This window comes from Streptomyces sp. NBC_00094, assembly GCF_026343125.1.
GTDB lineage: Bacteria > Actinomycetota > Actinomycetes > Streptomycetales > Streptomycetaceae > Streptomyces.
Genome location: NZ_JAPEMB010000001.1, coordinates 3,569,028 through 3,593,766, shown reverse-complemented (window position 1 = coordinate 3,593,766; position 24,739 = coordinate 3,569,028). Strand labels below are relative to the sequence as shown.

The following is a 24,739-nucleotide window of genomic DNA, read 5'->3' as shown; positions in this document are numbered from 1 at the left end:
TCTCGTGGTGTCGACCCGATTACGGGTAAACATTCACGGAGAGTTTGATCCTGGCTCAGGACGAACGCTGGCGGCGTGCTTAACACATGCAAGTCGAACGATGAAGCCCTTCGGGGTGGATTAGTGGCGAACGGGTGAGTAACACGTGGGCAATCTGCCCTTCACTCTGGGACAAGCCCTGGAAACGGGGTCTAATACCGGATAACACCGGCTTCCGCATGGAGGCTGGTTAAAAGCTCCGGCGGTGAAGGATGAGCCCGCGGCCTATCAGCTTGTTGGTGGGGTAATGGCCTACCAAGGCGACGACGGGTAGCCGGCCTGAGAGGGCGACCGGCCACACTGGGACTGAGACACGGCCCAGACTCCTACGGGAGGCAGCAGTGGGGAATATTGCACAATGGGCGAAAGCCTGATGCAGCGACGCCGCGTGAGGGATGACGGCCTTCGGGTTGTAAACCTCTTTCAGCAGGGAAGAAGCGAAAGTGACGGTACCTGCAGAAGAAGCGCCGGCTAACTACGTGCCAGCAGCCGCGGTAATACGTAGGGCGCAAGCGTTGTCCGGAATTATTGGGCGTAAAGAGCTCGTAGGCGGCTTGTCACGTCGGGTGTGAAAGCCCGGGGCTTAACCCCGGGTCTGCATCCGATACGGGCAGGCTAGAGTGTGGTAGGGGAGATCGGAATTCCTGGTGTAGCGGTGAAATGCGCAGATATCAGGAGGAACACCGGTGGCGAAGGCGGATCTCTGGGCCATTACTGACGCTGAGGAGCGAAAGCGTGGGGAGCGAACAGGATTAGATACCCTGGTAGTCCACGCCGTAAACGTTGGGAACTAGGTGTTGGCGACATTCCACGTCGTCGGTGCCGCAGCTAACGCATTAAGTTCCCCGCCTGGGGAGTACGGCCGCAAGGCTAAAACTCAAAGGAATTGACGGGGGCCCGCACAAGCAGCGGAGCATGTGGCTTAATTCGACGCAACGCGAAGAACCTTACCAAGGCTTGACATATACCGGAAAGCATTAGAGATAGTGCCCCCCTTGTGGTCGGTATACAGGTGGTGCATGGCTGTCGTCAGCTCGTGTCGTGAGATGTTGGGTTAAGTCCCGCAACGAGCGCAACCCTTGTCCTGTGTTGCCAGCATGCCCTTCGGGGTGATGGGGACTCACAGGAGACCGCCGGGGTCAACTCGGAGGAAGGTGGGGACGACGTCAAGTCATCATGCCCCTTATGTCTTGGGCTGCACACGTGCTACAATGGCCGGTACAAAGAGCTGCGATGCCGCGAGGCGGAGCGAATCTCAAAAAGCCGGTCTCAGTTCGGATTGGGGTCTGCAACTCGACCCCATGAAGTCGGAGTTGCTAGTAATCGCAGATCAGCATTGCTGCGGTGAATACGTTCCCGGGCCTTGTACACACCGCCCGTCACGTCACGAAAGTCGGTAACACCCGAAGCCGGTGGCCCAACCCCTTGTGGGAGGGAGCTGTCGAAGGTGGGACTGGCGATTGGGACGAAGTCGTAACAAGGTAGCCGTACCGGAAGGTGCGGCTGGATCACCTCCTTTCTAAGGAGCACAGTACCGATTGCAGACAAACGTTCTGCACGGTCAGCTCATGGGTGGAACGTTGATTAGTTGGCACAGTCGCTGTCTGAGAGATCGTGAGTACTGCTTCGGCGTGGAAAACGGGATCGATGAATCGGCTGTGCTTGGCACGTTGTTGGGTATCTGAGGGTGCGGCCGTATGGTCGTTGCCTTCGTGATGCCGGCCCCAGTGAACTTGCTTCTTTATGGAGCAGGGTGATGGGTGGCTGGTCGTTGTTTGAGAACTACACAGTGGACGCGAGCATCTGTGGCCAAGTTTTTAAGGGCGCACGGTGGATGCCTTGGCACCAGGAACCGATGAAGGACGTGGGAGGCCACGATAGTCCCCGGGGAGCCGTCAACCAGGCTTTGATCCGGGGGTTTCCGAATGGGGAAACCCGGCAGTCGTCATGGGCTGTCACCCATGCCTGAACACATAGGGCATGTGGAGGGAACGAGGGGAAGTGAAACATCTCAGTACCCTCAGGAAGAGAAAACAACCGTGATTCCGGGAGTAGTGGCGAGCGAAACCGGATGAGGCCAAACCGTATGCGTGTGATACCCGGCAGGGGTTGCGCATGCGGGGTTGTGGGATCTCTCTTTCACAGTCTGCCGGCTGTGAGACGAGTCAGAAACCGTTGATGTAGGCGAAGGACATGCGAAAGGTCCGGCGTAGAGGGTAAGACCCCCGTAGCTGAAACATTAACGGCTCGTTTGAGAGACACCCAAGTAGCACGGGGCCCGAGAAATCCCGTGTGAATCTGGCGGGACCACCCGCTAAGCCTAAATATTCCCTGGTGACCGATAGCGGATAGTACCGTGAGGGAATGGTGAAAAGTACCGCGGGAGCGGAGTGAAATAGTACCTGAAACCGTGTGCCTACAAGCCGTGGGAGCGTCGCTCATTGGGTTTACCCAATGGGTCGTGACTGCGTGCCTTTTGAAGAATGAGCCTGCGAGTTTGCGGTGTGTTGCGAGGTTAACCCGTGTGGGGAAGCCGTAGCGAAAGCGAGTCCGAATAGGGCGATTCAGTAGCACGCTCAAGACCCGAAGCGGAGTGATCTAGCCATGGGCAGGTTGAAGCGGAGGTAAGACTTCGTGGAGGACCGAACCCACCAGGGTTGAAAACCTGGGGGATGACCTGTGGTTAGGGGTGAAAGGCCAATCAAACTCCGTGATAGCTGGTTCTCCCCGAAATGCATTTAGGTGCAGCGTCGTGTGTTTCTTGCCGGAGGTAGAGCACTGGATAGGCGATGGGCCCTACCGGGTTACTGACCTTAGCCAAACTCCGAATGCCGGTAAGTGAGAGCACGGCAGTGAGACTGTGGGGGATAAGCTCCATGGTCGAGAGGGAAACAGCCCAGAGCATCGACTAAGGCCCCTAAGCGTACGCTAAGTGGGAAAGGATGTGGAGTCGCAGAGACAACCAGGAGGTTGGCTTAGAAGCAGCCACCCTTGAAAGAGTGCGTAATAGCTCACTGGTCAAGTGATTCCGCGCCGACAATGTAGCGGGGCTCAAGCGTACCGCCGAAGTCGTGTCATTGCAGCAATAGGGCCAACGCCCGCTGTGATGGGTAGGGGAGCGTCGTGTGCCGGGTGAAGCAGCCGCGGAAGCGAGTTGTGGACGGTTCACGAGTGAGAATGCAGGCATGAGTAGCGATACACACGTGAGAAACGTGTGCGCCGATTGACTAAGGGTTCCTGGGTCAAGCTGATCTGCCCAGGGTAAGTCGGGACCTAAGGCGAGGCCGACAGGCGTAGTCGATGGACAACCGGTTGATATTCCGGTACCCGCTTTGAAACGCCCAATATCGAATCAGGCGATGCTAAGCCCGTGAAGCCGTTCCGGACCCTTCGGGGAAAGGAAAGTGGTGGAGCCGGCGAACCAGACTTGTAGTAGGTAAGCGATGGGGTGACGCAGGAAGGTAGTCCAGCCCGGGCGGTGGTAGTCCCGGGGTAAGGGTGTAGGGCGTGTGATAGGCAAATCCGTCACACATTAAGCCTGAGACCTGATGCCGAGCCGATTGTGGTGAAGTGGATGATCCTATGCTGTCGAGAAAAGCCTCTAGCGAGTTTCATGGCGGCCCGTACCCTAAACCGACTCAGGTGGTCAGGTAGAGAATACCGAGGCGTTCGGGTGAACTATGGTTAAGGAACTCGGCAAAATGCCCCCGTAACTTCGGGAGAAGGGGGGCCATCACTGGTGATCGGATTTACTCCGTGAGCTGGGGGTGGCCGCAGAGACCAGCGAGAAGCGACTGTTTACTAAAAACACAGGTCCGTGCGAAGCCGTAAGGCGATGTATACGGACTGACGCCTGCCCGGTGCTGGAACGTTAAGGGGACCGGTTAGTCACATTTCGGTGTGGCGAAGCTGAGAACTTAAGCGCCAGTAAACGGCGGTGGTAACTATAACCATCCTAAGGTAGCGAAATTCCTTGTCGGGTAAGTTCCGACCTGCACGAATGGCGTAACGACTTCTCGACTGTCTCAACCATAGGCCCGGTGAAATTGCACTACGAGTAAAGATGCTCGTTTCGCGCAGCAGGACGGAAAGACCCCGGGACCTTTACTACAGTTTGATATTGGTGTTCGGTTCGGCTTGTGTAGGATAGGTGGGAGACTTTGAAGCCGTGACGCCAGTCATGGTGGAGTCGCCGTTGAAATACCACTCTGGTCGTGCTGGATGTCTAACCTCGGTCCGTGATCCGGATCAGGGACAGTGTCTGATGGGTAGTTTAACTGGGGCGGTTGCCTCCCAAAGGGTAACGGAGGCGCCCAAAGGTTCCCTCAGCCTGGTTGGCAATCAGGTGTTGAGTGTAAGTGCACAAGGGAGCTTGACTGTGAGACCGACGGGTCGAGCAGGGACGAAAGTCGGGACTAGTGATCCGGCGGTGGCTTGTGGAAGCGCCGTCGCTCAACGGATAAAAGGTACCCCGGGGATAACAGGCTGATCTTCCCCAAGAGTCCATATCGACGGGATGGTTTGGCACCTCGATGTCGGCTCGTCGCATCCTGGGGCTGGAGTCGGTCCCAAGGGTTGGGCTGTTCGCCCATTAAAGCGGTACGCGAGCTGGGTTTAGAACGTCGTGAGACAGTTCGGTCCCTATCCGCTGCGCGCGCAGGAATATTGAGAAGGGCTGTCCCTAGTACGAGAGGACCGGGACGGACGAACCTCTGGTGTGCCAGTTGTCCTGCCAAGGGCATGGCTGGTTGGCTACGTTCGGGAGGGATAACCGCTGAAAGCATCTAAGCGGGAAGCCTGCTTCGAGATGAGTATTCCCACCTCCTTGAGAGGGTAAGGCTCCCAGTAGACGACTGGGTTGATAGGCCGGATGTGGAAGCCCAGTAATGGGTGGAGCTGACCGGTACTAATAGGCCGAGGGCTTGTCCTCAGTTGCTCGCGTCCACTGTGTTAGTTCTGAAGTAACGAACACGCCCCCCTCGTTTGGGTGGTGCGGCGGTTCATATCTTCATAGTGTTTCGGTGGTCATAGCGTTAGGGAAACGCCCGGTTACATTCCGAACCCGGAAGCTAAGCCTTTCAGCGCCGATGGTACTGCAGGGGGGACCCTGTGGGAGAGTAGGACGCCGCCGAACAATTTTTAGCCTCAACCCCCGGACTCTGTCCGGGGGTTGAGGCATTTTTGCGTTCTAGGCTTGGTCCATGCGATACGACTTGGTCATCTTCGACAACGACGGTGTGCTCGTGGACAGTGAGCCTCTTTCCAATACGCTCCTCGCCGGTTATCTCACGGAACTCGGGCATCCCACCTCGTACGAGGAATCGGTGCGCGACTACATGGGGTCGGCCATGCATCGTATTCACGAGCTGGTCGAGGAGCGGACGGGGAAGCGGCTGCCCGTGGATTTCGACGAGACGTTCCACGCGCGGGTCTTCGCGGCCTTCCAGCGGGAGTTGGAGGCCGTGGCGGGGGCTGCGGAGGTGCTCAAGGGGCTGGCCGAGGCCGGGGTTCCGTACTGTGTGGCCTCGTCCGGGAGTCATGAGCGGATTCGGGTGGGGCATCGGAAGACGGGGCTCGACGCGTGGTTCCGGGACGAGATCGTCTTCAGCGCCGAGGACGTGGGCCGGGGCAAGCCGGAGCCGGACCTGTTCCTGTACGCGGCCTCGCGGATGGGGGTGGTGCCGGAGCGGTGTGTGGTGGTCGAGGACAGCCGGCTCGGGGTTCAGGCTGCCGTGGCGGCCGGGATGGACGTCTACGGGTTCACGGCGATGACTCCGGAGGCGAAGCTCGCGGGGGCCACCGGGTTCTTCGGCAGGATGGACGAGCTCCCGGCGACATTGGGACTGTGATCCATCTACCCCTCGGTAGGTTCCGGCCCTACGCTGAGCCGCCATGACGGATGCGCGGTTGCGGCGTGGGCGGGGATCCCTGGCGGTCAGTTTCTTCGTGCAGGGGGTCACCTTCGCCTTGCTCGTGACCCGAATACCGGGGATCCAGGATCGGTACGGGATCTCCGACGCCCTGCTGCCCGTCTTTCTCGCCGCGGTGCCGATCCTGGCCGGGGTCTCGAGCGTGGCGACGGAGAAGATCGTCGCCCTGGTGGGGCCGGCGGTGGTGCTGCGGTGGGCTCAGCCCGTCGTCCTGCTGGCCCTGCTGGGGGTGGGGGCCGGTACGGAGCTGTGGGAGGTGGCGGTCGCCCTCGGGCTCTTCGGGTTCGCGGTGGGGGCGTTGGACGCCTCCATGAACATGCTGGGGGTGAGCCTCCAGCGGGCGTACGGGCGGAGCATCATGCTCGGCTTCCACGCCTCGTACAGCCTCGGTGGGATCGTGGGTGCCTCGCTGGCCTGGGTGGGGGCGCACTGGCATCTGTCGCTCTTCGTGTCGTACCTGCCGGTCGTGGCGATCCTGCTGCCCGTCGCGCTCGTGGGCAGCCGGTGGTACGTGGTCGGCGAGGTCGGTGGGGGAGGCGGAGTGCGTACGGGCGAGGGGGGCCGGGTGGCCTTCGCGCTGCTGCTGCCGCTCTGTCTCGTGATGTCCTTCGCCTATATAGGTGACTCCACCGTGTCCAACTGGAGTGCCAAGTACCTCCAGGACGTGCTCGGCAGTTCGGAGGAGCTGGCGACGGTGCCGTACAACGCGTACATGGTGACGACGCTTCTGGGGCGGGCCGTGGGGGATCTCGGGGTGCGGAGGCTCGGGGCGGCGACGGTCGTCCGGGGCGGGGCGGTGCTCGCGGCTCTGGGATTCGCGGTGGTGGCGGTGGCGCCGGGGGCGTGGGTGGGGATCGTCGGGTTCACGGTGCTGGGGCTCGGGCTGAGCGTGATCGTGCCGCAGACCTTCGCCGCGGCGGGAAAGCTGTTCCCCGGGGCGAGTGACGCGGCGGTCGCTCGGCTCAATGTCTTCAACTACGTCGGGTTCCTGATCGGGGCCCCGCTGGTGGGGGCGTTGGGGGACGCGTGGAGCTATCGGGGGGCGATGCTGGTGCCGATGGTGCTGGTCCTGGTGACGGTGGTGTACGCCACGTCGTTCGGTTCGCGGGAGGCCCGATACGGTGGCGGTCATGAGCGGCCGCGCACTGTTGATGTGGGATGAAGCTGTCACGCAGTACGACTTCGGGTCCGAGCATCCGATGGATCCGGTACGGCTCGCGCTGACCATGGGGCTGGTGCGGGCGTACGGGCTCGACCGGGCCGTGGATGTGGTCGCGGCGCCGCCGGCCGGGGATTCGACGCTGCGGCTCGTGCACCGTGAGGACTATGTGGCGGCGGTGCGGGCGGCCTCTGCGGACCCCCGCCATGCCGACCAGGCCTACGGGATCGGGACGGTCGACGACCCGGCGTTCGCCGGGATGCACGAGGTGTCGGCGCTGATCGCCGGGCAGTCGGTCGCGGCGGCGGAGGCGGTGTGGCGCGGGGAGGCCCCGCACGCGGTGAACTTCGCGGGCGGGCTGCATCACGCGATGCCGGGGAGCGCGTCCGGGTTCTGTATCTACAACGACGCGTCGCTGGCCATCGCCCGGCTGTTGGAGCTGGGGGCGGAGCGGGTCGCGTACGTGGACGTGGACGTGCACCACGGGGACGGGGTGCAGGCGGCGTTCTGGGAGGACCCGCGGGTTCTGACCATCTCACTGCACGAGCATCCGCGGACGCTGTTCCCGCAGACCGGGTGGCCGGAGGAGACGGGTGCGCCTGGGGCGGGTGAGGGCGGGGCGGTGAACGTGGCGCTGCCGGCCGGGACGGGGGACGCGGGGTGGCTGCGGGCGTTCCACGCGGTGGTGCCGGAGCTGATCGCGGACTTCAGGCCGCAGGTGCTCGTGACGCAGCACGGGGCGGACACCCACTTCGAGGACCCGCTCGCGCATCTGGCGGTGTCGCTGGACGCGCAGCGGGCGGTGCAGTCGGCCTGTCACGAGCTGGCGCACGCGTATGCCGAGGGGCGTTGGGTGGCCCTGGGTGGTGGTGGGTACGCGGTGGTGGACGTCGTACCGCGGTCGTGGACGCATCTGGTGGGGATCGCGGCGCATGAGCCGGTGGATCCGGAGTCGGTGATCCCCTCGTCCTGGCGGGACGAGGCGTACGCGCGTACCCGGCAGCACGGGCCGGCGCGGATGACCGACGGGCGGTGGCCGGTGGGCTTCCGGGACTGGGCCGAGGGGTACGACCCGGCGGACCGGTTGGACCAGGCGGTGCTCGCGACGCGTAAGGCGGCCTTCCCGTTGCGGGGGCTGCTGCCGTAGACGCCGTGGGCCGTTCTTCCCGTGGTTACGCCGACCGTGCGGTGTCCGAGGGGTTTGGGCTCGGGCGGCGGGGTGTTCCGGCAGCATCGGGAGGGTGTTGAGTACCGGGGCGCTGCGGGCGCATCTGTTGGCGGCGGGGTTGGCGGGGACGGTGGCGACGTCGCGGGAGGAGAGCCTGCGGAGTTATCGGCTCTTCGCCGCGCGTGATCCGCGGGTGTTGCTGGGGCTCGATCCCGCCTGGGGGTGGGGCGAGGCCGATCTGCTGAGGTTGATGGCGGACAAGTGCGGGGTGTCGGGGGATCCGGCGCACCGGTCGGGGCCTGACGTCATCGATCCGGAGCGTACGTTGAGGGGGCTCGACGCCTTCGCCGCGCGGTTGGGGTCGGCGGCGGCGCGACGGGTTCCCGTGCTGTTCGGGACGGGGCATCCGCACCGTCTGCTCGGTTTCTACGTCGCGCTTGCAGACGCTTTGTCGGCGGCGGGATGTCTTGTTCTCACCCCGGCGCAGGGGCGATGTGTCGACATAACGACCCGGTTCGGCGTACGTACGTACCTGCTCGACTACGTACGGGGGGTCGCGTTGGTGCGTGAGCCCGGGCTGCCGGGGGGTGGACGCGAGCCGGGGGCGCACTCGCATTCCGCGCTGCCGGTTAGGGCCGCGCTCGACAGCGCGGCCGAGTGCGGAGGGCCGCTGCCGGAGCTCGTGGTCGGGGATCACGGATGGGTCTGCGGTGCAGGTCAGCTGGGTATCGAGGCCATCGGTCTTGCCGATACGGATGATCCGGCGCTGTTCGTGGGTGAGGCGGAGGGGCAGGTGTCGGTGGTCGTTCCGCTTGATGACGGCGTGCGCTCCGACTACTACCGGCCGCTCACGCGCTATGTACTCAATCGAGCGTTTCTGTCACGGTAAACGGCCGATGGCAGCACCTCTTCCCCACTCGTACCACCCGCCCCTAGTCTGGCGAGTGAGCGCTTGGCGACGAAGAGTCACCGGAGGGGAAGCCGGTGTGCGTCGCGGCGGAAGGTACAGGTGGGTCATGGCTGCTGGCGATCGACCTCTCAACGAGGTCAAGTTTCTGACCGTGGCGGAAGTCGCCTCGGTGATGCGCGTGTCGAAGATGACCGTGTACCGCTTGGTGCACAGCGGTCATCTGCCGGCGATCCGGGTGGGCAGGTCCTTCCGGGTGCCGGAACAGGCGGTTCACGAGTACCTGAGGGAGTCCTTCGTGGGGGTGGGGACCGCGTAGCGAGCGCGCTGCCGCAAAAGGTCGGGAAAGTCGCGTACGGCCCTCGGATTACAAGCGCGGTGCTCGGGGCGGTAGGCTAGGCCGACGTAGGTCGTGTGGGCCCAGACGCCCCGCACCGATTCCCGCCGGGAGGCGGGGATGTTCCGAGAAGTGAGCGAGGGTAGTCGTGGGCTCTGTTATCAAGAAGCGGCGCAAGCGGATGGCGAAGAAGAAGCACCGCAAGCTGCTTAAGCGCACGCGCGTTCAGCGTCGCAACAAGAAGTAAGCGACCGCTGCATCGCAGCGTTTCGTGCACCAGGCGTGGCCCTTCACCGTTCGCGGTGGAGGGCCACGCTTTTATCCCGCCGAAATCCGAAGGCGCTACGGTGGCGACCAACGGAAGACGGACGGAAGGCGCTGATCTTGGGCAGGGTCGTGCTCGTCACCGGTGCCGCCCGGCATCTCGGGGGCCGTTTCGTACGGCGTATCCAGCGGGATCCGGAAGTGGAGCGGGTGATCGCGGTGGACGCGGTCGACCCGGCGCACCAGCTCGGCGCCGCCGAGTTCGTACGGGCGGACATCCGCCGGCCGGCCATCGCGAAGGTCCTCGCCGAGTACGAGGTCGACACGGTCGTCCATATGGACGTGACCGGGACGGCGCTCGGCGCCGGCGGCCGTACGTCGGTCAAGGAGACCAACGTCATCGGCACCATGCAGCTGCTCGGGGCCTGCCAGAAGTCGCCGCGGATCAAGCGGCTCGTGATCAAGTCGAGTACGAGCGTCTACGGCTCCGCGCCGCGCGACCCGGCCGTCTTCACCGAGACCACGCCGGCGAAGTCGCTGCCGAGCGGGGGTTTCGCCAAGGACGCCGTCGAGGTCGAGGGGTACGTAAGGGGCTTCGCCCGGCGCCGTCCCGACGTGGCCGTGTGCGTGCTGCGGTTCGCGAACATCCTCGGGCCGCGGGTCGACTCGCCGCTGGCCGAGTACCTGTCGCTGCCGGTCATGCCGACCGTGCTCGGTTACGACCCGAGGCTCCAGTTCGTCCACGAGGACGACGTGATCGACGTCCTGCGCCTGGCGGCGCACGAGCCCCGCAGGGCGACCATGAACAGCGGCACCTTCAACGTGGCCGGGGACGGGGTGCTGCTGCTCTCCCAGTGCGCGCGGCGGCTCGGGCGGCCGACCGTCCCGGTGCTGCTGCCCGCGGTCACCTGGGTGGGAACGGCGCTGCGTACGGTCGGGATCACCGACTTCGCGCCCGAGCAGATCCGGTTGCTCACCCATGGCCGGGTCGTCTCGACGGTGCAGATGCGCGAGGTCCTCGGTTTCTCGCCGCGCCATACGACGGCGGAGGCCTTCGCCGACTTCGCGGGCAGTCGGGGGCCGGGGCTGTTGCCGCCCGAGATGCTCGCCGGGGCGGTGGACCGGGTGGCCGGCCGCCTCGCCCCGACCACCGTTCACTCACATCACCACGGCGCCTGAGGAGACCGGACAGCGATGGCGGACGCCAAGGTCATTCCGTTCGACGACGACCGCTCGCGGGCCCGTCGTCGGCCCAGCCGGGCCGACGGGGAGGCGGCGGCCGTACGGGCCCTGCCGGGGGCGCAGCAGGGCTCTCAGGGCGCGGAGGGGGCCGGGGGAGAGGTGCCGCCCGGGGCCGGGCCGGAGGTCACGGCCGGGACGGGGAGCGGACCCGGGGGAGCGGACGGGGTCGTGGCCGGGAGCGGGGGCTGGGAGCGGCGGCTCGCGGGCGGGCTCGCGTTCCTGCGGCGTCGGATCACCGGTGAGTACGAGGTCGACGAGTTCGGCTACGACGAGGAGCTCACCGACCAGGTCCTGATGTCGCTGCTGCGCCCGCTGTACGAGAAGTACTTCCGGGTCGAGGTGAAGGGCATCGAGAACATCCCCGACAAGGGCGGGGCCCTGATCGTCGCCAACCATTCGGGGACCCTGCCGCTGGACGGGCTGATGATGCAGGTCGCCGTGCACGACCGGCACCCGGCGGGGCGGCACCTGCGGCTGCTCGCGGCCGACCTGGTCTTCATGCTGCCGGTCGTCAACGAGCTGGCGCGGAAGGCGGGGCACACCCTGGCCTGTGCGGAGGACGCGGAGCGGCTGCTGCGGGCCGGGGAGATCGTCGGCGTGATGCCGGAGGGCTTCAAGGGCATCGGGAAGCCGTTCTCGGAGCGGTACAAGCTGCAGCGGTTCGGACGGGGCGGTTTCGTCTCGACGGCGCTGCGGGCCGGGGTGCCGATCGTGCCCTGCTCGATCGTGGGGGCGGAGGAGATCTACCCGATGATCGGGAACGCCCGGACGCTGGCGAGGGTGCTCGGCGTCCCGTACGTCCCGATCACTCCGACCTTCCCGTGGCTGGGGCCGCTCGGGGCGCTGCCGCTGCCGACGAAGTGGACCATCCAGTTCGGGGAGCCGATCCCGACGGACGGGTACGCGCCGGAGGCGGCGGAGGATCCGATGCTGATGTTCAACCTGACGGATCAGGTCCGGGAGCAGATACAGCACACGCTGTACAAGCTGCTGGTGCAGCGGCGGTCGGTGTTCTTCTGAGTCACGAGAGCGGCAGGGAAAAGAGTGGAGGGCGCCCCCGTCCGTGGGGCGCCCTCCACTCTTGCTAGCGAGCGTCCTCGCTGTCGATGCCGAGGCCTGGTAGCAGGCCCGGCAGGAGTGGCGGAAGGGTCACGTCCGGCACCTCGGAGGGTGTCGCGGTCGTGTCCGAGGGTGCCGTCGGCGGGCCGGTCGGGGAGGGCGGCTGGAGCAGCCCACCGGTGCTGTCGCCGAGGAGACCGTCGTCCTCCGGTGATGTGGTGCTGCCGCTTTCGGTGCTCGTACCGGTGCTCGGGGGAGGACCGGACGGGCGGGGCGGCGCGGAGTGGCTGTCCGTGGGGGACGACTCCTGGGCGGACGGCGGATGTTGGGTGTCCGGGTCCTGGTTGCTCGGCGGGGTGCTGGTCCCGCCGGTCGGGCTCTGGGTGCCGACCGCGCCCTTCTCCACGGTGCGGGGAAGCACCGACTGGAGGGGCTCGACCTCTTCGTCCATGGCCTCGAAGACCCCGGTCACCTCGCTGCCGACGTCCGCCAGTTGGACGGGGAGCCGGTCGCGGATGCCGTTCCAGGTGTCCCGGTGGGCATGGGCGAAGGAGTTGAGCCGGGCCATCGGGCCGATCTCGCCGTCCCGTTCGTACGCCTGGCGGAGCAGGCGGTGGCCTTCGACGGCGTCGTGCTTCATTCCGCCCAGGACGCGACGGATCTCGGTGAGGGACTCGTGGTCGAGGTCGCCGGAGCGGCCGCGTTCCATGAGTCTGCGGGCCTCGCTGAGCCGGGTGGACGCCTGGTCGAGGTAGATGCCGCCGCGATCCGCGTCGTCGTCCGCCATCCCGAGCTTGATGTCCTCCATGCCCCGCTTGAGCCCGTAGAGCGAGTCACCGGGCAGCGCGTCGGAGCTGGCAGCGGCCACTCCGCCGAAGGCTCCCGCGGCCACACCGACCGTGAGGCCGCCGGCGGCGAGGCCCTTGGTCCAGCGGGAGCGGGGCCGGAGCTTGCGGAGCGGGGATGCCCGGTGGGCTCCCCGGCCGCTCGGTGTCCGTTGTTCCGGTACCGAAGGGCCCGCGGCCGCGCTCCCCTCCATGAGCATCGCTTCCATGGCGGCGACGAGCTGCGCTCGCTGCACCACCTTGACCTCGGGGTCCAGCTGCGGCTTCGGCAGTTCGCCGAGACCGTTCGCCAAGGCCAACAGCCGCCCCTGCTCCGCCGGTTCGGGCGGAGCTTCGGGCTGTTCGGCTGCCGCGCCCTCGGCCGCCCGGTCCTCCAGGGCCTGGGCGAAGGCGTTCGCCCGCCGGTGCGCCGATACGTTCGCGATCACTGGCGGCACCTCCTCTCGTCATGACGGTCGACTCCCCGGGGTGTCCGGAAGGTTGCACGCCTTGAACGCATCCACACGAAAGAGTGAGTGGCTGCGGGCATGGCGTGACCACAGGGAGCCTGCATTCCGCACAACGAGCGGCGCGGCACTTGGGTTACGCGCGAAAGATGATCGGACCAGTGCGTCACCGAGAGGTCACCGACTGTGAGTAGTACGGGGGTCGTGGGGATGTAGGGGGTGGTGTGGGGGGTGGGGCGTGGACCGGTGGATGGGGTCGCGTGTGGGGGGCGCGAACCGGTCAGCGTGCGTCGTCCGGGAGAAGGCGGGCCAGGGTGCGGACGGCCCGGTACTGGAGGGTCTTGATGGCGCCCTCGTTCTTCCCCATGACGCGGGCGGTCTCGGCGACCGAGAGGCCCTGGAGGAAGCGCAGGGTCACGCACTCCTGCTGCTGGGGGTTGAGGCGGCGGACGGCGTCGAGAAGGGCCGCGTTGGAGAGGGACTCCAGGACGGAGTCCTCGGGGCTGCGCTCGACCTCGTTGGCGTCGAGCATCTCGCCGGTGGTGACCTCGAGGCGGAAGCGGCTGGACTTGAAGTGGTCGGCGACCAGGTTGCGGGCGATGGTGACGAGCCAGGCGCCGAAGTCGCGGCCCTGCCAGGTGAAGGTGGAGATCCGGCGCAGGGCGCGCAGGAAGGTCTCGCTGGTGAGGTCCTCCGCCGTCGCCTTTCCGCCGACGCGGTAGTAGATGTAGCGGTAGACGGTGTCGCTGTACTGGTCGTACAGGCGGCCGAAGGCCTCGGCTTCGCCGGCCTGGGCGCGCTCGACCAGGTCCATCATGCGAGCGCTGTCGCTGTCGGCGGTGGGGCGGCGGGCGGGTGTCGAGGTTCCGGCGCCGCCGCGGGTTCCCCGTCTGCCCACGGCGGCGCTGCCGTCGGCCAGGGCATAGCAAGGGCCGGCGGGTGCCGGTGAGGCGAAGGCGAAGGCGGGGACAGGGCCGGCGTACGCGGTGGGGACGAAGCCGCGCAAGTGGTCGAGGACCGTTGCGCGCAGCGTAGCCAGGCCCGAGGTGTCAACCCCGACGTGTGGGTACACGGGACTCCCAGAGGCAGAGCTTCCATCACGTGCAGTACGGGACCGTTCACTCGTCGTGGCGACGGGAGGGGTCCTTTGTGCGTCTGAGGAGAATAACGCTTCGTACAGGCAGCGCTACACCCAGTTGCCCAAATCACCGATTACGTCGTTTTCGTTACTGCTTGCAGTCGGAACAAGTCCCTGTTCGTGACCGATTGTTGATCGGATCGCTTACGAGTGTGACTGCACGAGCGTTGCGTTGTGCTCAAGTGCAGAACGGTGGAGTGATCGAGGCCGCTGCTGGGTAGGGAGCCCGGAATGCCTGGGAGTCGACCTGTGCGGTGGTGTTCGACCACGGACGGGTGAGGGCGCTTGGTCCGGGGTTGTCGCAGATGATCGCAGCCGAAACGTATCGGCAGGGCGGCGGCGCGCCGAGGTGCGACGGTCTCGCGGGTGTCCCGGTCGCGTCAGTGGCGGCGGCGGTGCAGGGCGACCGCGGCGGCGGTGCCGCCGGCCAGTGCGCCCAGGCCCGCGGCGGCGGGGATGCCGACCTTGGCGGCCTTGCGGCCGGTCCGGTAGTCGCGCAGTCGCCACTCCCGGGCCTTCGCGTACTTGCGGAGCTTGGTGTCCGGGTTGATCGCGTAGGGGTGCCCGACGAGCGAGAGCATCGGGATGTCGTTGTGCGAGTCGCTGTACGCGGCGCAGCGGTTCAGGTCGAGGCCCTCGGCGGCGGCGAGAGCCCGTACCGCCTCGGCCTTGGCCGGTCCGTGCAGGGGCTCGCCGACCAACTTGCCGGTGTAGACGCCGTCGACGGACTCGGCGACGGTGCCGAGCGCGCCGGTCAGGCCGAGCCGCCGGGCGATGATCGTGGCCGTCTCGACCGGGGCGGCCGTGACGAGCCAGACCTTCTGGCCCGCGTCCAGGTGGGCCTGGGCGAGACCGCGGGTGCCGGGCCAGATGCGGTCGGCCATGTACTCGTCGTAGATCTCCTCGCCGATCGACATCAGTTCGGAGACGCGGTGGCCCTTGACGATGGACAGGGCGCTGTCGCGGGCGTCCTGCATGTGCTCGGGGTCCTCGACGCCGGCGAGCCGGAACCATGCCTGCTGCCAGGCGAAGCGGGCGAGTTCGCGGCGCTGGAAGAACTTCCTCTTGTAGAGGCCGCGGCCGAAGTGGAAGATCGCGGCGCCCTGCATCACGGTGTTGTCGAGGTCGAAGAAGGCCGCGGCCTGGACGTCGCCGACGACCGGGAACTCGGGCTCGGCCGGTGGTGCGGCGGTCTCCGGGGCCTCGGCCTCGGCGGCCGCCTCCCGCTCCTGTTCCAGCTGGAGTGAGGACTTCCGTGCTGCCTCGGCAGCGGCCTCGCCTGCGAGGACGCTGCGCGCGGTGGCGGAGCGCCTACGGGGGGTGAGCCATCCCAGAGCGGCCATGTCGTGAGCATAGCCAGTCTGTTCGGTACTTCCCGACTTGTGACGATGCCGGGGCGTGAACACTGCGGGGCTCCCCTGTTAATTGGACAGAATGGACGTCATGTTCGGACGGAAGAAGAAGAACGACGCCGGATCGCGCACCGTGACGCTGATCGGCAAGCCGGGATGCCATCTCTGTGACGACGCCCGGGTGGTGATCGAGTCCGTGTGCGCCGAAACAGGCGCACTCTGGGAGGAGAAGGACATCACTCGCGACGAGGAGCTCCACCGGGCGTACTGGGAGCAGATCCCGGTCGTCCTGATCGACGGTGAGCAGCACACCTTCTGGCGCGTGGACGCCGAGCGTCTCCGGCGCGAACTGGGTGCGTGACCGAAAGGCGGTTACCATCGTGGACGTTTTGTAGGCTTTCGGGGGCGGCATCGTGAGGAGTGTGTGCGGTTTTGCCCCCTTCGGGATCTCAACGCTCTGCGGCACTCCGCGGTTCCGTGAGGATGGGAACCAGCCGCGTGACCCCGGTCACTTTGGCCGGACAAAACGGACACCATCTTTGTGCACGCGTTCACAAAGACATAGCCTGCATTCGACGGGGCGGTCTTGGGACATACGGCCGCCTGCAGCCCCGCTCATCCCGCAGGAGCACCGTGGCAACTGGCCGAACTCACCGACCGGCGACCCGTAGCCGAGGAATTCCCGAGGCCACCGTCGCCCGGCTTCCGCTGTATCTGCGCGCACTCACCGCGCTGTCGGAGCGCTCCGTACCCACGGTCTCCTCCGAGGAGCTCGCGGCCGCCGCGGGCGTCAACTCCGCGAAGCTGCGCAAGGACTTCAGCTACCTCGGCTCGTACGGCACCCGTGGTGTCGGTTACGACGTCGAGTACCTCGTCTACCAGATCTCCCGCGAGCTGGGACTGACCCAGGACTGGCCGGTCGTCATCGTCGGCATCGGTAACCTCGGTGCCGCGCTCGCCGGCTACGGCGGCTTCGCCTCCCGTGGCTTCCGGGTCGCCGCGCTGATCGACGCCGACCCCGCGATGACCGGCAAGCCGGTCGCGGGGATCCCCGTCCAGCACAGCGACGAGCTCGAGAAGATCATCAACGAGGACGGCGTCTCCATCGGCGTCATCGCGACCCCGGCCGGCGTCGCCCAGCAGGTCTGCGACCGGCTCGTGGCCGCCGGAGTCACCTCCATCCTGAACTTCGCCCCGACCGTGCTCTCCGTGCCCGACGGCGTGGACGTGCGCAAGGTCGACCTCTCCATCGAGCTCCAGATCCTCGCCTTCCACGAGCAGCGGAAGGCCGGCGAGGAGGCGGGCGCCGAAGAGGGCCCGGAGACGGGCGCGGCGACCGATGCGCCGGCCGCGCCGCCCGCCACCCGTGCCGCGGGCAGCAGCCGCAAGGGACCCGACGGGGACGTCCCCGCCGTGATGCCGGCATGAGTCTTCTCGTCGTCGGGCTGAGCCACCGCAGCGCCCCGGTCTCCATCCTGGAGCGGGCCTCGCTGTCGGCGGACACCCAGGCCAAGCTGCTGCAGGACACCCTCGCCGCCGAGCCGGCGGCCGAGGCCACCGTCCTGGCCACCTGTAACCGCATCGAGCTCTACGCCGACGTGGACAAGTTCCACGCCGGTGTCGCCGAGCTGTCCACGCTGCTCGCGCAGCACAGCGGCGTCGGCCTGGAGGAGCTCACTCCTTATCTCTACGTGCACTACGAGGACCGGGCCGTCCACCACCTCTTCTCGGTGGCGTGCGGGCTCGACTCCATGGTCGTCGGCGAGGGTCAGATCCTCGGCCAGATCAAGGACACCCTCGCGCTGGGCCAGGAGCTGCACACCGCGGGACGCCTTCTCAACGACCTGTTCCAGCAGGCCCTGAGGGTCGGCAAGCGTGCCCACAGCGAGACCGGGATCGACCGGGCCGGGCAGTCGCTCGTCACGTTCGGTCTGGAGCAGCTCGCCGACGGCACGGACGGCTCGGACGGTGCGTTCGGTACGTTCGGTACGGATGTCGAGACCTGGGCCAAGGGCAAGCGCGCCCTCGTCATCGGGGCCGGATCGATGTCCTCGCTGGCCGCGGCCACGCTCGCGCGCTCCGGCGTCTCCGAGATCGTCATCGCCAACCGCACCCTCGCCCGCGCCGAGCGGCTCGCGCAGATCCTGAGCGAGCCCGGCGGCACGGGGGTGACCGCGCGCGCGGTCGACATGGTTGCCGTCGGCGACGAACTGACACGTGCCGACGTCGTCGTCTCCTGCACCGGCGCCACCGGGCTCGTCCTCACCGGCGAGGCCGTCGAGGACGCCGTCCAGGGCCGCCGTACCCCGCTCGCCCTGCTCGACCTCGCCATGCCCCGCGACATCGACGCCGCCGCGCACCGGATCCCCGGGGTCCGGCTCGTCGACATCGAGTCGCTCGCCGAGGCCTCCGCCGACGCGCCCATGGCGGCCGACGTCGACAAGGTCCGGGGCATCGTCTCCGACGAGGTGGCCGCCTTCGGCGCCGCCCAGCGCGCCGCGCAGATCACCCCGACCGTCGTCGCCCTGCGCACGATGGCCGCCGATGTCGTGGCCAGCGAGGTCGCCCGGCTGGAGGGCCGGCTGCCCGACCTCGACGACAAGCAGCGCGCCGAGATCACCCAGACCGTGCGACGCGTGGTCGACAAGCTCCTGCACGCGCCGACCGTGCGGGTCAAGCAGCTGGCCAGCGAGCCCGGCGGCGCCGGGTACGCGGACGCGCTGCGGACACTCTTCGACCTCGACCCGGAGACGGTGGCATCCGTCAGCCGGGCCGACCTGAATGACGCCGACGTCAAGAACCGAGGGCGAGTATGACCGAGAGGGCACTGAGGCTCGGGACCAGGCGCAGCAAGCTCGCCATGGCCCAGTCCGGGCACGTGGCCGATGCCGTCCGGCAGCTGACCGGCCGGCCCGTCGAGCTCGTGGAGATCACGACGTACGGGGACACCTCCCGGGAGCACCTCGCGCAGATCGGCGGCACCGGCGTCTTCGTCGCCGCCCTGCGCGACGCGCTGCTCGCCGGTGAGGTGGACTTCGCCGTCCACTCCCTGAAGGACCTGCCGACGACCCAGCACCCCGAACTGGTGCTGGCCGCGATCCCGAAGCGCGAGGACCCTCGCGACGTGCTGATCGCGCCCGAGGGCGTCACGCTCGACCGGCTGCCGAAGGGCGCCCGGGTCGGCACCGGCTCGCCGCGACGCATGGCCCAGCTCCACGCGTACGCGCGCAGCCACGGTCTGGAGATCACCTGTGTCCCGATCCGGGGGAACGTCGACACCCGGGTCGGCTACGTGCACAGCGGTGAGCTGGACGCGGTGGTTCTCGCCGCGGCCGGTCTCAACCGCATCGGCGGGACCGCGGAGCTGATCGGCTCCCTGTCGCTCGACCACCTGTCGGTCGACTCCGTCCTGCCCGCCCCCGGCCAGGGGGCCCTGGCGATCGAGTGCCCGGCGTCCGACGCCGAGCTCGTCGCCACGCTCGCCGCTCTCGACGACCCGTTCACGCGGGCCGCCGTGACCGCCGAGCGATCCCTGCTCGCCGCCCTGGAGGCCGGCTGCTCCGCACCTGTGGGTGCGTTGGCCGACCTGCTGGCCGACGACCCCGGTCACGGGCAGGTTGTCACCGAAATGCGCCTGCGCGGCGTCGTCGGCACCACCGACGGCTCGACGCTGGTGCAGCTGTCCACCACCGGTCCCGTACCCACCTCGCACGACGAGGCGATGGCGCTCGGACGCGAACTCGCGGACGAGATGCTCGCCAAGGGTGCGGCTGGTCTTATGGGGGAGCGAGCACTTTGAACCCCACCCGCCCGACCACCAGCCCAGTGTCCTCGGCCTTCAACGGCCACGGGCACGTCACGTTCCTCGGCGCAGGACCGGGAGATCCCGGACTGCTGACCCTCAGGGCCGTCGAGGCCCTCGCGGGCGCGGACGTCCTGATCGCCGAGCCGGAGGTGCTCGAGGTCGTTCGCGACCATGCGCGCGCGGGGGTGAGCACGCCTGAGCTGACGGTTGTTGACGAGGCGTCAACAGCCGCCGGAGTCCCCGTGTTGAGGGATGCCGCCAATCTTGTCATGGAGGCCGCGAGGGGCGGCAGGCGGGTCGTCCGTGCGGTGACCGGCGACCCCGGTCTCGACGGGAACGCGGGCGCCGAGATGCTCGCCTGCGCCGCCGAGGGCATCCCCTTCGAGGTCGTTCCCGGTGTCGCGACCGCCGTCGGCGTGCCCGCGTACGCCGGTGTCCCGCTGCGCGACGCGCAGGGCACGGACGTGCGGTTCGTGGACGCCAGGACCGCCGACGAGCGGTGCTGGGCAGAGGTCGGTGCCTCCGACGGCACCGTCGTCGTGTCCACCTCGCTCGACTCGGTGGCGGCGGCCGCCGGTGAACTGGTGGCGGCAGGCCGTAAGCCGGACACCCCGCTCACCGTGACGATCGCCGGTACGACCACCCGGCAGCGGACCTGGAACGCGACGCTCGGCACCATCGCCCAGGTCTTCAAGCAGGGCAAGATCCTCCCCTCGCCCGAGGGCCACCGGCCGGTCATAGCCGTGGTCGGCGAGCGCAGCGCTCCGGCGCAGCGGGACCAGCTGTCGTGGTTCGAGTCGAAGCCGCTCTTCGGGTGGCGGGTGCTCGTGCCGCGTACCAAGGAGCAGGCCGCCTCGCTCTCCGACCAGCTGCGCAGCTACGGGGCCGTGCCGCACGAGGTGCCGACGATTGCCGTCGAGCCGCCGCGGACGCCGCAGCAGATGGAGCGTGCGGTCAAGGGCCTGGTGACCGGGCGGTACGAGTGGATCGCCTTCACGTCCGTCAACGCGGTGAAGGCGGTGCGGGAGAAGTTCGAGGAGTACGGGCTCGACGCGCGCGCCTTCGCCGGGATCAAGGTCGCGGCGGTGGGCGAGCAGACTGCCGCGGCGCTCGTCGACTTCGGTGTGAAGCCCGATCTGGTGCCGAGCGGTGAGCAGTCGGCCGCCGGTCTCCTTGAGGACTGGCCGCCGTACGACCCGGTCTTCGACCCGATCGACCGCGTCTTCCTGCCGCGGGCCGACATCGCGACGGAGACGCTCGTCGCCGGGCTCATCGAGCTCGGGTGGGAGGTCGACGACGTGACCGCCTACCGGACCGTCCGGGCGTCGCCGCCGCCGGCGGACACGCGGGAGGCGATCAAGGGCGGTGGCTTCGACGCCGTGCTGTTCACGTCGTCGTCGACCGTGCGGAATCTCGTGGGGATCGCGGGCAAGCCGCACAACGTGACCGTGATCGCCTGTATCGGGCCCGCCACGGCCAAGACGGCCGAGGAGCACGGGCTGCGGGTGGACGTGCTGTCGCCCGAGCCTTCCGTGCACAAGCTCGCGGAGGCGCTGGCGGACTTCGGCTTGCGGCGCCGGGAGGCGGCGCTGGAGGCGGGGGATCCGGTGACGCGGCCCAGTGAGCGCCGGCCGGGTGCGCGGCGGCGTCGTACGACGTAGTCGGGTTCTCCTTTCCGACGTCGTCGTCGGGTTTCTTGGGGTGCGGGTCCCTTCGGGGGCCCGCACCCCTTGTGTATGCCCACAAGCGGTCGGTAAGTGCATCGTTTCCGCGGGCGTAGCCTCGGAGGATGAACTCGTACGGATCCTTTCCCGGGGCGCGGCCGAGGCGGCTGCGGACGACGCCCGCCATGCGGCGCATGGTTGCCGAGACGCGGCTGCGGCCGGCCGATCTGATCCTTCCCGCGTTCGTGCGGGAGGGCATCGCCGAGCCCGTGCCGATCGGGACCATGCCCGGAGTCGTGCAGCACACGCGGGACACGCTGCGGAAGGCCGCGGTGGAGGCGCTGGAGGCCGGGGTCTCCGGGATCATGCTGTTCGGTGTGCCCGAGGACGCCAAGAAGGACAACGCCGGTACGGCCGGGACCGACCCCGACGGAATCCTCCAGGTCGCCATCCGTGACGTGAAGGCCGAGGTCGGCGACGAGCTCGTCATCATGTCGGACCTGTGCCTCGACGAGTACACCGACCACGGGCACTGCGGTGTCCTCGACGCCGACGGCCGCGTCGACAACGACGCCACGCTGGAACGTTACGCCGAGATGGCGCAGGTCCAGGCCGACGCCGGCGTCCACGTCGTGGGGCCCTCCGGGATGATGGACGGGCAGGTCGGGGTGGTCAGGGACGCCCTCGACACCATCGGCAAGGAGGACGTGTCGATCCTCGCGTACACCGCGAAGTACTCCTCCGCCTTCTACGGCCCCTTCCGTGAGGCCGTCGGCTCCTCCCTCCAGGGCGACCGCAAGACCTACCAGCAGGATCCGGCGAACCTGCGGGAGTCGCTGCGGGAGCTCGCCCTCGACCTGGAGGAGGGTGCGGACATGGTGATGGTGAAGCCCGCCGGGCCGTACCTGGACGTGCTCGCCAAGGTCGCCGAGTCGGTGGACGTCCCCGTCGCCGCGTACCAGATCAGTGGTGAGTTCGCGATGGTCGAGGCGGCCGCCGAGAAGGGCTGGATCGACCGGGACCGGGCGATCTTCGAGACCCTGACCGGCATCCGGCGGGCCGGGGCGCGGATGATCCTGACCTACTGGGCGACCGAGGTCGCGCAGAAGCTGGGGTCGGCTCGACTCTGAAGGCCGGGCGGCGCACTCTGGAGAGGTACCCGACAGGTACCTCGCTGGAGGTGGTCCTCATGATGCACACGCTTGTCGGATGGCATGTGGAGATGGAGTTCCAGGAGGAGGGTGACCGGACGCGGGCGGCGGCCATGGTCCGGCTCTCCGACGGCACCGAGTTCCGGGCCCACGGCACGGCCAATCGGCACCCCTCCGATCCTGATCAGCTGCGGGTCGGCGAGGAGATCGCGGGCGCCCGCGCGCTCATGGACCTCGCCTCACAGCTGCTCCAGAAGGCTCACACGGAGATCGACGAGGTCTCGGGCAGGACCTCGCACACGATTCGTTGACGACGAAGCCCCCGGCACGGTGTTTCCCGTGCCGGGGGCTTCGCTTCGCTACCGTCCCGAGCCGTCAGAGGCGCTCGGGCGTCCGGATGCCCAGCAGCGCCATGCCCTGGTGGAGGGTGCGGGCGGTCAGGTCGCAGAGGAAGAGGCGGTTCTCCGCGATCTCCTTCGGCGGCTCCGGCTTGATGACCGGGCACTGGTCGTAGAACGTCGTGTACAGCGAGGCGAGCTGGTACAGGTACGCGGTGAGCTTGTGCGGGGCGTACTCGGTCGCCGCCTCGGCCACCGTCTCGGCGAACCGGTCCAGGTGGAGGCCGAGCGCACGCTCCGCCGGAGCCAGCTCCAGCTCGGGGTGGGCGGCCGGGGTGCGGTCGCCCGCCTTGCCGAAGATCGACTTGATACGCGCGTACGCGTACTGGAGGTACACCGACGTGTCGCCGTTCAGCGACACCATCTGGTCCAGGTCGAACTTGTAGTCCCGCGCCGCGGACGTGGACAGGTCGGCGTACTTCACGGCGCCGATGCCGACGTGCAGGCCGTTCTCGACGATCTCCGTCTCGGTCAGGCCCACCTTCTCGGCCTTCTCGCGGACGACCGCCGTCGCCCGGTCGACGGCTTCGTCGAGCAGGTCGACCAGCCGGACCGTCTCGCCCTCACGGGTCTTGAACGGCTTGCCGTCCCTGCCGAGGACCGTGCCGAAGGCCAGCTGGACGGCCTTGACCTCGTCGTTCAGCCAGCCGGCCCGGCGGGCCGTCTCGAAGACCATCTTGAAGTGCAGCGACTGGCGGGCGTCCACCACGTACAGCAGGGACGTCGCCTTGAGGTTCTGCACCCGGTCGCGGATCGCGGACAGGTCCGTCGCCGCGTAGCCGAAGCCGCCGTCGGACTTCTGGACGATCAGCGGGGTCGGGTTGCCGTCCGGACCCTTCACGTCGTCGAAGAAGACGCACAGCGCACCCTCGGAGCGGACCGCGACGCCCGACTCCTCGAGGATGCGGCAGGTCTCCACCAGCATGTCGTTGTAGCCGGACTCGCCGACGACATCGCCGTCGCGGATGTCCATGTCGAGCTTGTCGAAGACCGAGTAGAAGTAGATCTTCGACTCGTCGACGAACCGCTGCCACAGCGCGAGCGTCTCCTCGTCGCCTGCCTGGAGGTCCACGACACGCGCACGGGCCCGCGTCTTGAACTCCTCGTCGGAGTCGAAGAGGGCACGCGACGCCTTGTACAGCCGGTTCAGGTTCGACATGGCCTCCTCACCGGAGACCTCGCCACCGTCCTCGGCCTTGTGGTCGAGCTCGTGCGGGTGCTCGATGAGGAACTGGATGAGCATGCCGAACTGGGTGCCCCAGTCGCCGATGTGGTGGCGACGGACCACCGTCTCGCCGGTGAACTCCAGGATCTCGACCATCGCCGCGCCGATCACGGCGGAGCGGAGGTGACCGACGTGCATCTCCTTCGCCACGTTCGGCTGGGCGTAGTCGATGACCGTCGTGCCGGCCGACTCGTTGAACGGCACGCCGAGCCGGGCGTCGGCGGCGCGGGCCGCGAGGGTCCGCACGATCGCCGCGTCGGTCACCGTGATGTTCAGGAAGCCGGGGCCCGAGACCTCGATCTCCTTCAGGACGTCGTTCGCCGGGATCGCGTCGACGACCTTCGTCGCCAGCTCACGCGGGTTGCCCTTGAGCTGCTTGGCCAGCGCCAGGATGCCGTTGGCCTGGAAGTCGGCCCGGTCGCTTCGTCGGAGCAGCGGGTCGGCGGACGCGGCCTCCGGCAGGGCTGCCGAGAGTCCGTCCGCGAGGCGCTGCTGCACGGTCGAAGCGAGGGAAGGGACCGAGGCCATGAGCTTCCGTTCCTGTTGAGTTCGTCAGGTCTATTTCGCTTGTCAAGTGTCCCATGGGAGAGCAACGTGTTTTCTCCGCCTG

General features: G+C 67.6%; 19 protein-coding genes and 3 rRNA genes. 18 read left to right on the top strand and 4 right to left on the bottom strand.

From position 1 onward, the window contains the following. Nucleotides 1-32 precede the first annotated feature (32 nt). The 11 genes from OG580_RS15580 (at nucleotide 33) to OG580_RS15530 (ending at nucleotide 12,066) form a co-directional block, all read left to right on the top strand. A 16S ribosomal RNA gene (locus OG580_RS15580) occupies nucleotides 33-1,558 on the top strand. Between the two features lie 288 nt (nucleotides 1,559-1,846). Then, nucleotides 1,847-4,969 (top strand): 23S ribosomal RNA (locus OG580_RS15575). An 87-nt stretch (nucleotides 4,970-5,056) separates the two neighbouring features. After that, nucleotides 5,057-5,173, top strand: a 5S ribosomal RNA gene (rrf, locus tag OG580_RS15570). Together the 16S, 23S and 5S rRNA genes form the textbook arrangement of a ribosomal RNA operon. 67 nt (nucleotides 5,174-5,240) lie before the next feature. Beyond that, nucleotides 5,241-5,888 carry an HAD family phosphatase gene (locus OG580_RS15565; RefSeq protein WP_267044273.1) on the top strand — a complete coding sequence of 216 codons (648 nt, stop codon included), beginning with the start codon at nucleotides 5,241-5,243 and terminating at the stop codon, nucleotides 5,886-5,888. A gap of 43 nt (nucleotides 5,889-5,931) precedes the next feature. Continuing rightward, complete coding sequence (locus OG580_RS15560; protein WP_267044272.1) at nucleotides 5,932-7,131, top strand: MFS transporter; 1,200 nt, start codon at nucleotides 5,932-5,934, stop codon at nucleotides 7,129-7,131. Next, nucleotides 7,100-8,275 (top strand): acetoin utilization protein AcuC, encoded by a 1,176-nt coding sequence (locus OG580_RS15555; RefSeq protein WP_267044271.1) that lies wholly within the window; start codon nucleotides 7,100-7,102, stop codon nucleotides 8,273-8,275. The genes OG580_RS15560 and OG580_RS15555 overlap by 32 nt, the downstream gene beginning before the upstream one ends. 94 nt (nucleotides 8,276-8,369) lie before the next feature. Then, nucleotides 8,370-9,185 carry a phosphatase gene (locus OG580_RS15550; protein WP_267044270.1) on the top strand — a complete coding sequence of 272 codons (816 nt, stop codon included), beginning with the start codon at nucleotides 8,370-8,372 and terminating at the stop codon, nucleotides 9,183-9,185. Nucleotides 9,186-9,312: 127 nt separating this feature from the next. Further along, on the top strand, nucleotides 9,313-9,522 hold the full coding sequence (locus OG580_RS15545; RefSeq protein WP_030223786.1) for a helix-turn-helix domain-containing protein: 210 nt from the start codon (nucleotides 9,313-9,315) through the stop codon (nucleotides 9,520-9,522). Between the two features lie 166 nt (nucleotides 9,523-9,688). Next, nucleotides 9,689-9,787 carry an AURKAIP1/COX24 domain-containing protein gene (locus OG580_RS15540; protein ID WP_003948845.1) on the top strand — a complete coding sequence of 33 codons (99 nt, stop codon included), beginning with the start codon at nucleotides 9,689-9,691 and terminating at the stop codon, nucleotides 9,785-9,787. 137 nt (nucleotides 9,788-9,924) lie between these two features. Further along, a complete protein-coding gene (locus tag OG580_RS15535; RefSeq protein WP_267044269.1) occupies nucleotides 9,925-10,983 on the top strand; it encodes an NAD-dependent epimerase/dehydratase family protein in 1,059 nt (352 codons plus the stop codon). Nucleotides 10,984-10,998: 15 nt separating this feature from the next. Further along, complete coding sequence (locus tag OG580_RS15530; RefSeq protein WP_267044268.1) at nucleotides 10,999-12,066, top strand: lysophospholipid acyltransferase family protein; 1,068 nt, start codon at nucleotides 10,999-11,001, stop codon at nucleotides 12,064-12,066. A gap of 64 nt (nucleotides 12,067-12,130) precedes the next feature. Here the strand turns inward: OG580_RS15530 and OG580_RS15525 are convergent, their stop codons facing one another. The 3 genes from OG580_RS15525 to OG580_RS15515 form a co-directional block, all read right to left on the bottom strand. Next, nucleotides 12,131-13,378 carry a DUF5667 domain-containing protein gene (locus tag OG580_RS15525; protein ID WP_267044267.1) on the bottom strand — a complete coding sequence of 416 codons (1,248 nt, stop codon included), beginning with the start codon at nucleotides 13,376-13,378 and terminating at the stop codon, nucleotides 12,131-12,133. 298 nt (nucleotides 13,379-13,676) lie between these two features. Beyond that, nucleotides 13,677-14,468 carry an ECF subfamily RNA polymerase sigma factor, BldN family gene (locus OG580_RS15520; RefSeq protein ID WP_267044266.1) on the bottom strand — a complete coding sequence of 264 codons (792 nt, stop codon included), beginning with the start codon at nucleotides 14,466-14,468 and terminating at the stop codon, nucleotides 13,677-13,679. 446 nt (nucleotides 14,469-14,914) lie between these two features. Continuing rightward, nucleotides 14,915-15,877, bottom strand: coding sequence for an HAD family phosphatase (locus OG580_RS15515; protein ID WP_267044265.1), 963 nt, complete (start codon nucleotides 15,875-15,877; stop codon nucleotides 14,915-14,917). 91 nt (nucleotides 15,878-15,968) lie between these two features. Between OG580_RS15515 and OG580_RS15510 the strand changes: the two genes are divergently transcribed. From OG580_RS15510 to OG580_RS15480, 7 genes are all read left to right on the top strand, one after another. Continuing rightward, the gene (locus OG580_RS15510; RefSeq protein ID WP_267044264.1) at nucleotides 15,969-16,247 is read left to right on the top strand and encodes a glutaredoxin family protein; all 279 of its coding nucleotides are present in this window, start codon (nucleotides 15,969-15,971) and stop codon (nucleotides 16,245-16,247) included. Between the two features lie 272 nt (nucleotides 16,248-16,519). Further along, on the top strand, nucleotides 16,520-17,314 hold the full coding sequence (locus OG580_RS15505; protein WP_267044263.1) for a redox-sensing transcriptional repressor Rex: 795 nt from the start codon (nucleotides 16,520-16,522) through the stop codon (nucleotides 17,312-17,314). Beyond that, a complete protein-coding gene (locus tag OG580_RS15500) occupies nucleotides 17,311-18,702 on the top strand; it encodes a glutamyl-tRNA reductase (RefSeq protein ID WP_267044262.1) in 1,392 nt (463 codons plus the stop codon). The genes OG580_RS15505 and OG580_RS15500 overlap by 4 nt, the downstream gene beginning before the upstream one ends. Then, a complete protein-coding gene (gene hemC / locus OG580_RS15495; protein ID WP_267044261.1) occupies nucleotides 18,699-19,685 on the top strand; it encodes a hydroxymethylbilane synthase in 987 nt (328 codons plus the stop codon). The genes OG580_RS15500 and hemC overlap by 4 nt, the downstream gene beginning before the upstream one ends. Next, nucleotides 19,682-21,352, top strand: a complete 1,671-nt coding sequence (locus OG580_RS15490; RefSeq protein WP_267044260.1) for a uroporphyrinogen-III synthase — start codon at nucleotides 19,682-19,684, stop codon at nucleotides 21,350-21,352. The genes hemC and OG580_RS15490 overlap by 4 nt, the downstream gene beginning before the upstream one ends. A 128-nt stretch (nucleotides 21,353-21,480) precedes the next feature. After that, nucleotides 21,481-22,485, top strand: a complete 1,005-nt coding sequence (hemB, locus tag OG580_RS15485) for a porphobilinogen synthase (RefSeq protein ID WP_267044259.1) — start codon at nucleotides 21,481-21,483, stop codon at nucleotides 22,483-22,485. A gap of 62 nt (nucleotides 22,486-22,547) precedes the next feature. After that, on the top strand, nucleotides 22,548-22,817 hold the full coding sequence (locus tag OG580_RS15480; RefSeq protein WP_267048020.1) for a DUF1876 domain-containing protein: 270 nt from the start codon (nucleotides 22,548-22,550) through the stop codon (nucleotides 22,815-22,817). Nucleotides 22,818-22,881: 64 nt separating this feature from the next. On the opposite strand, the gene argS is transcribed toward OG580_RS15480, so the two are convergent. Continuing rightward, complete coding sequence (gene argS / locus OG580_RS15475) at nucleotides 22,882-24,657, bottom strand: arginine--tRNA ligase (protein ID WP_267044258.1); 1,776 nt, start codon at nucleotides 24,655-24,657, stop codon at nucleotides 22,882-22,884. Nucleotides 24,658-24,739 lie beyond the last annotated feature (82 nt).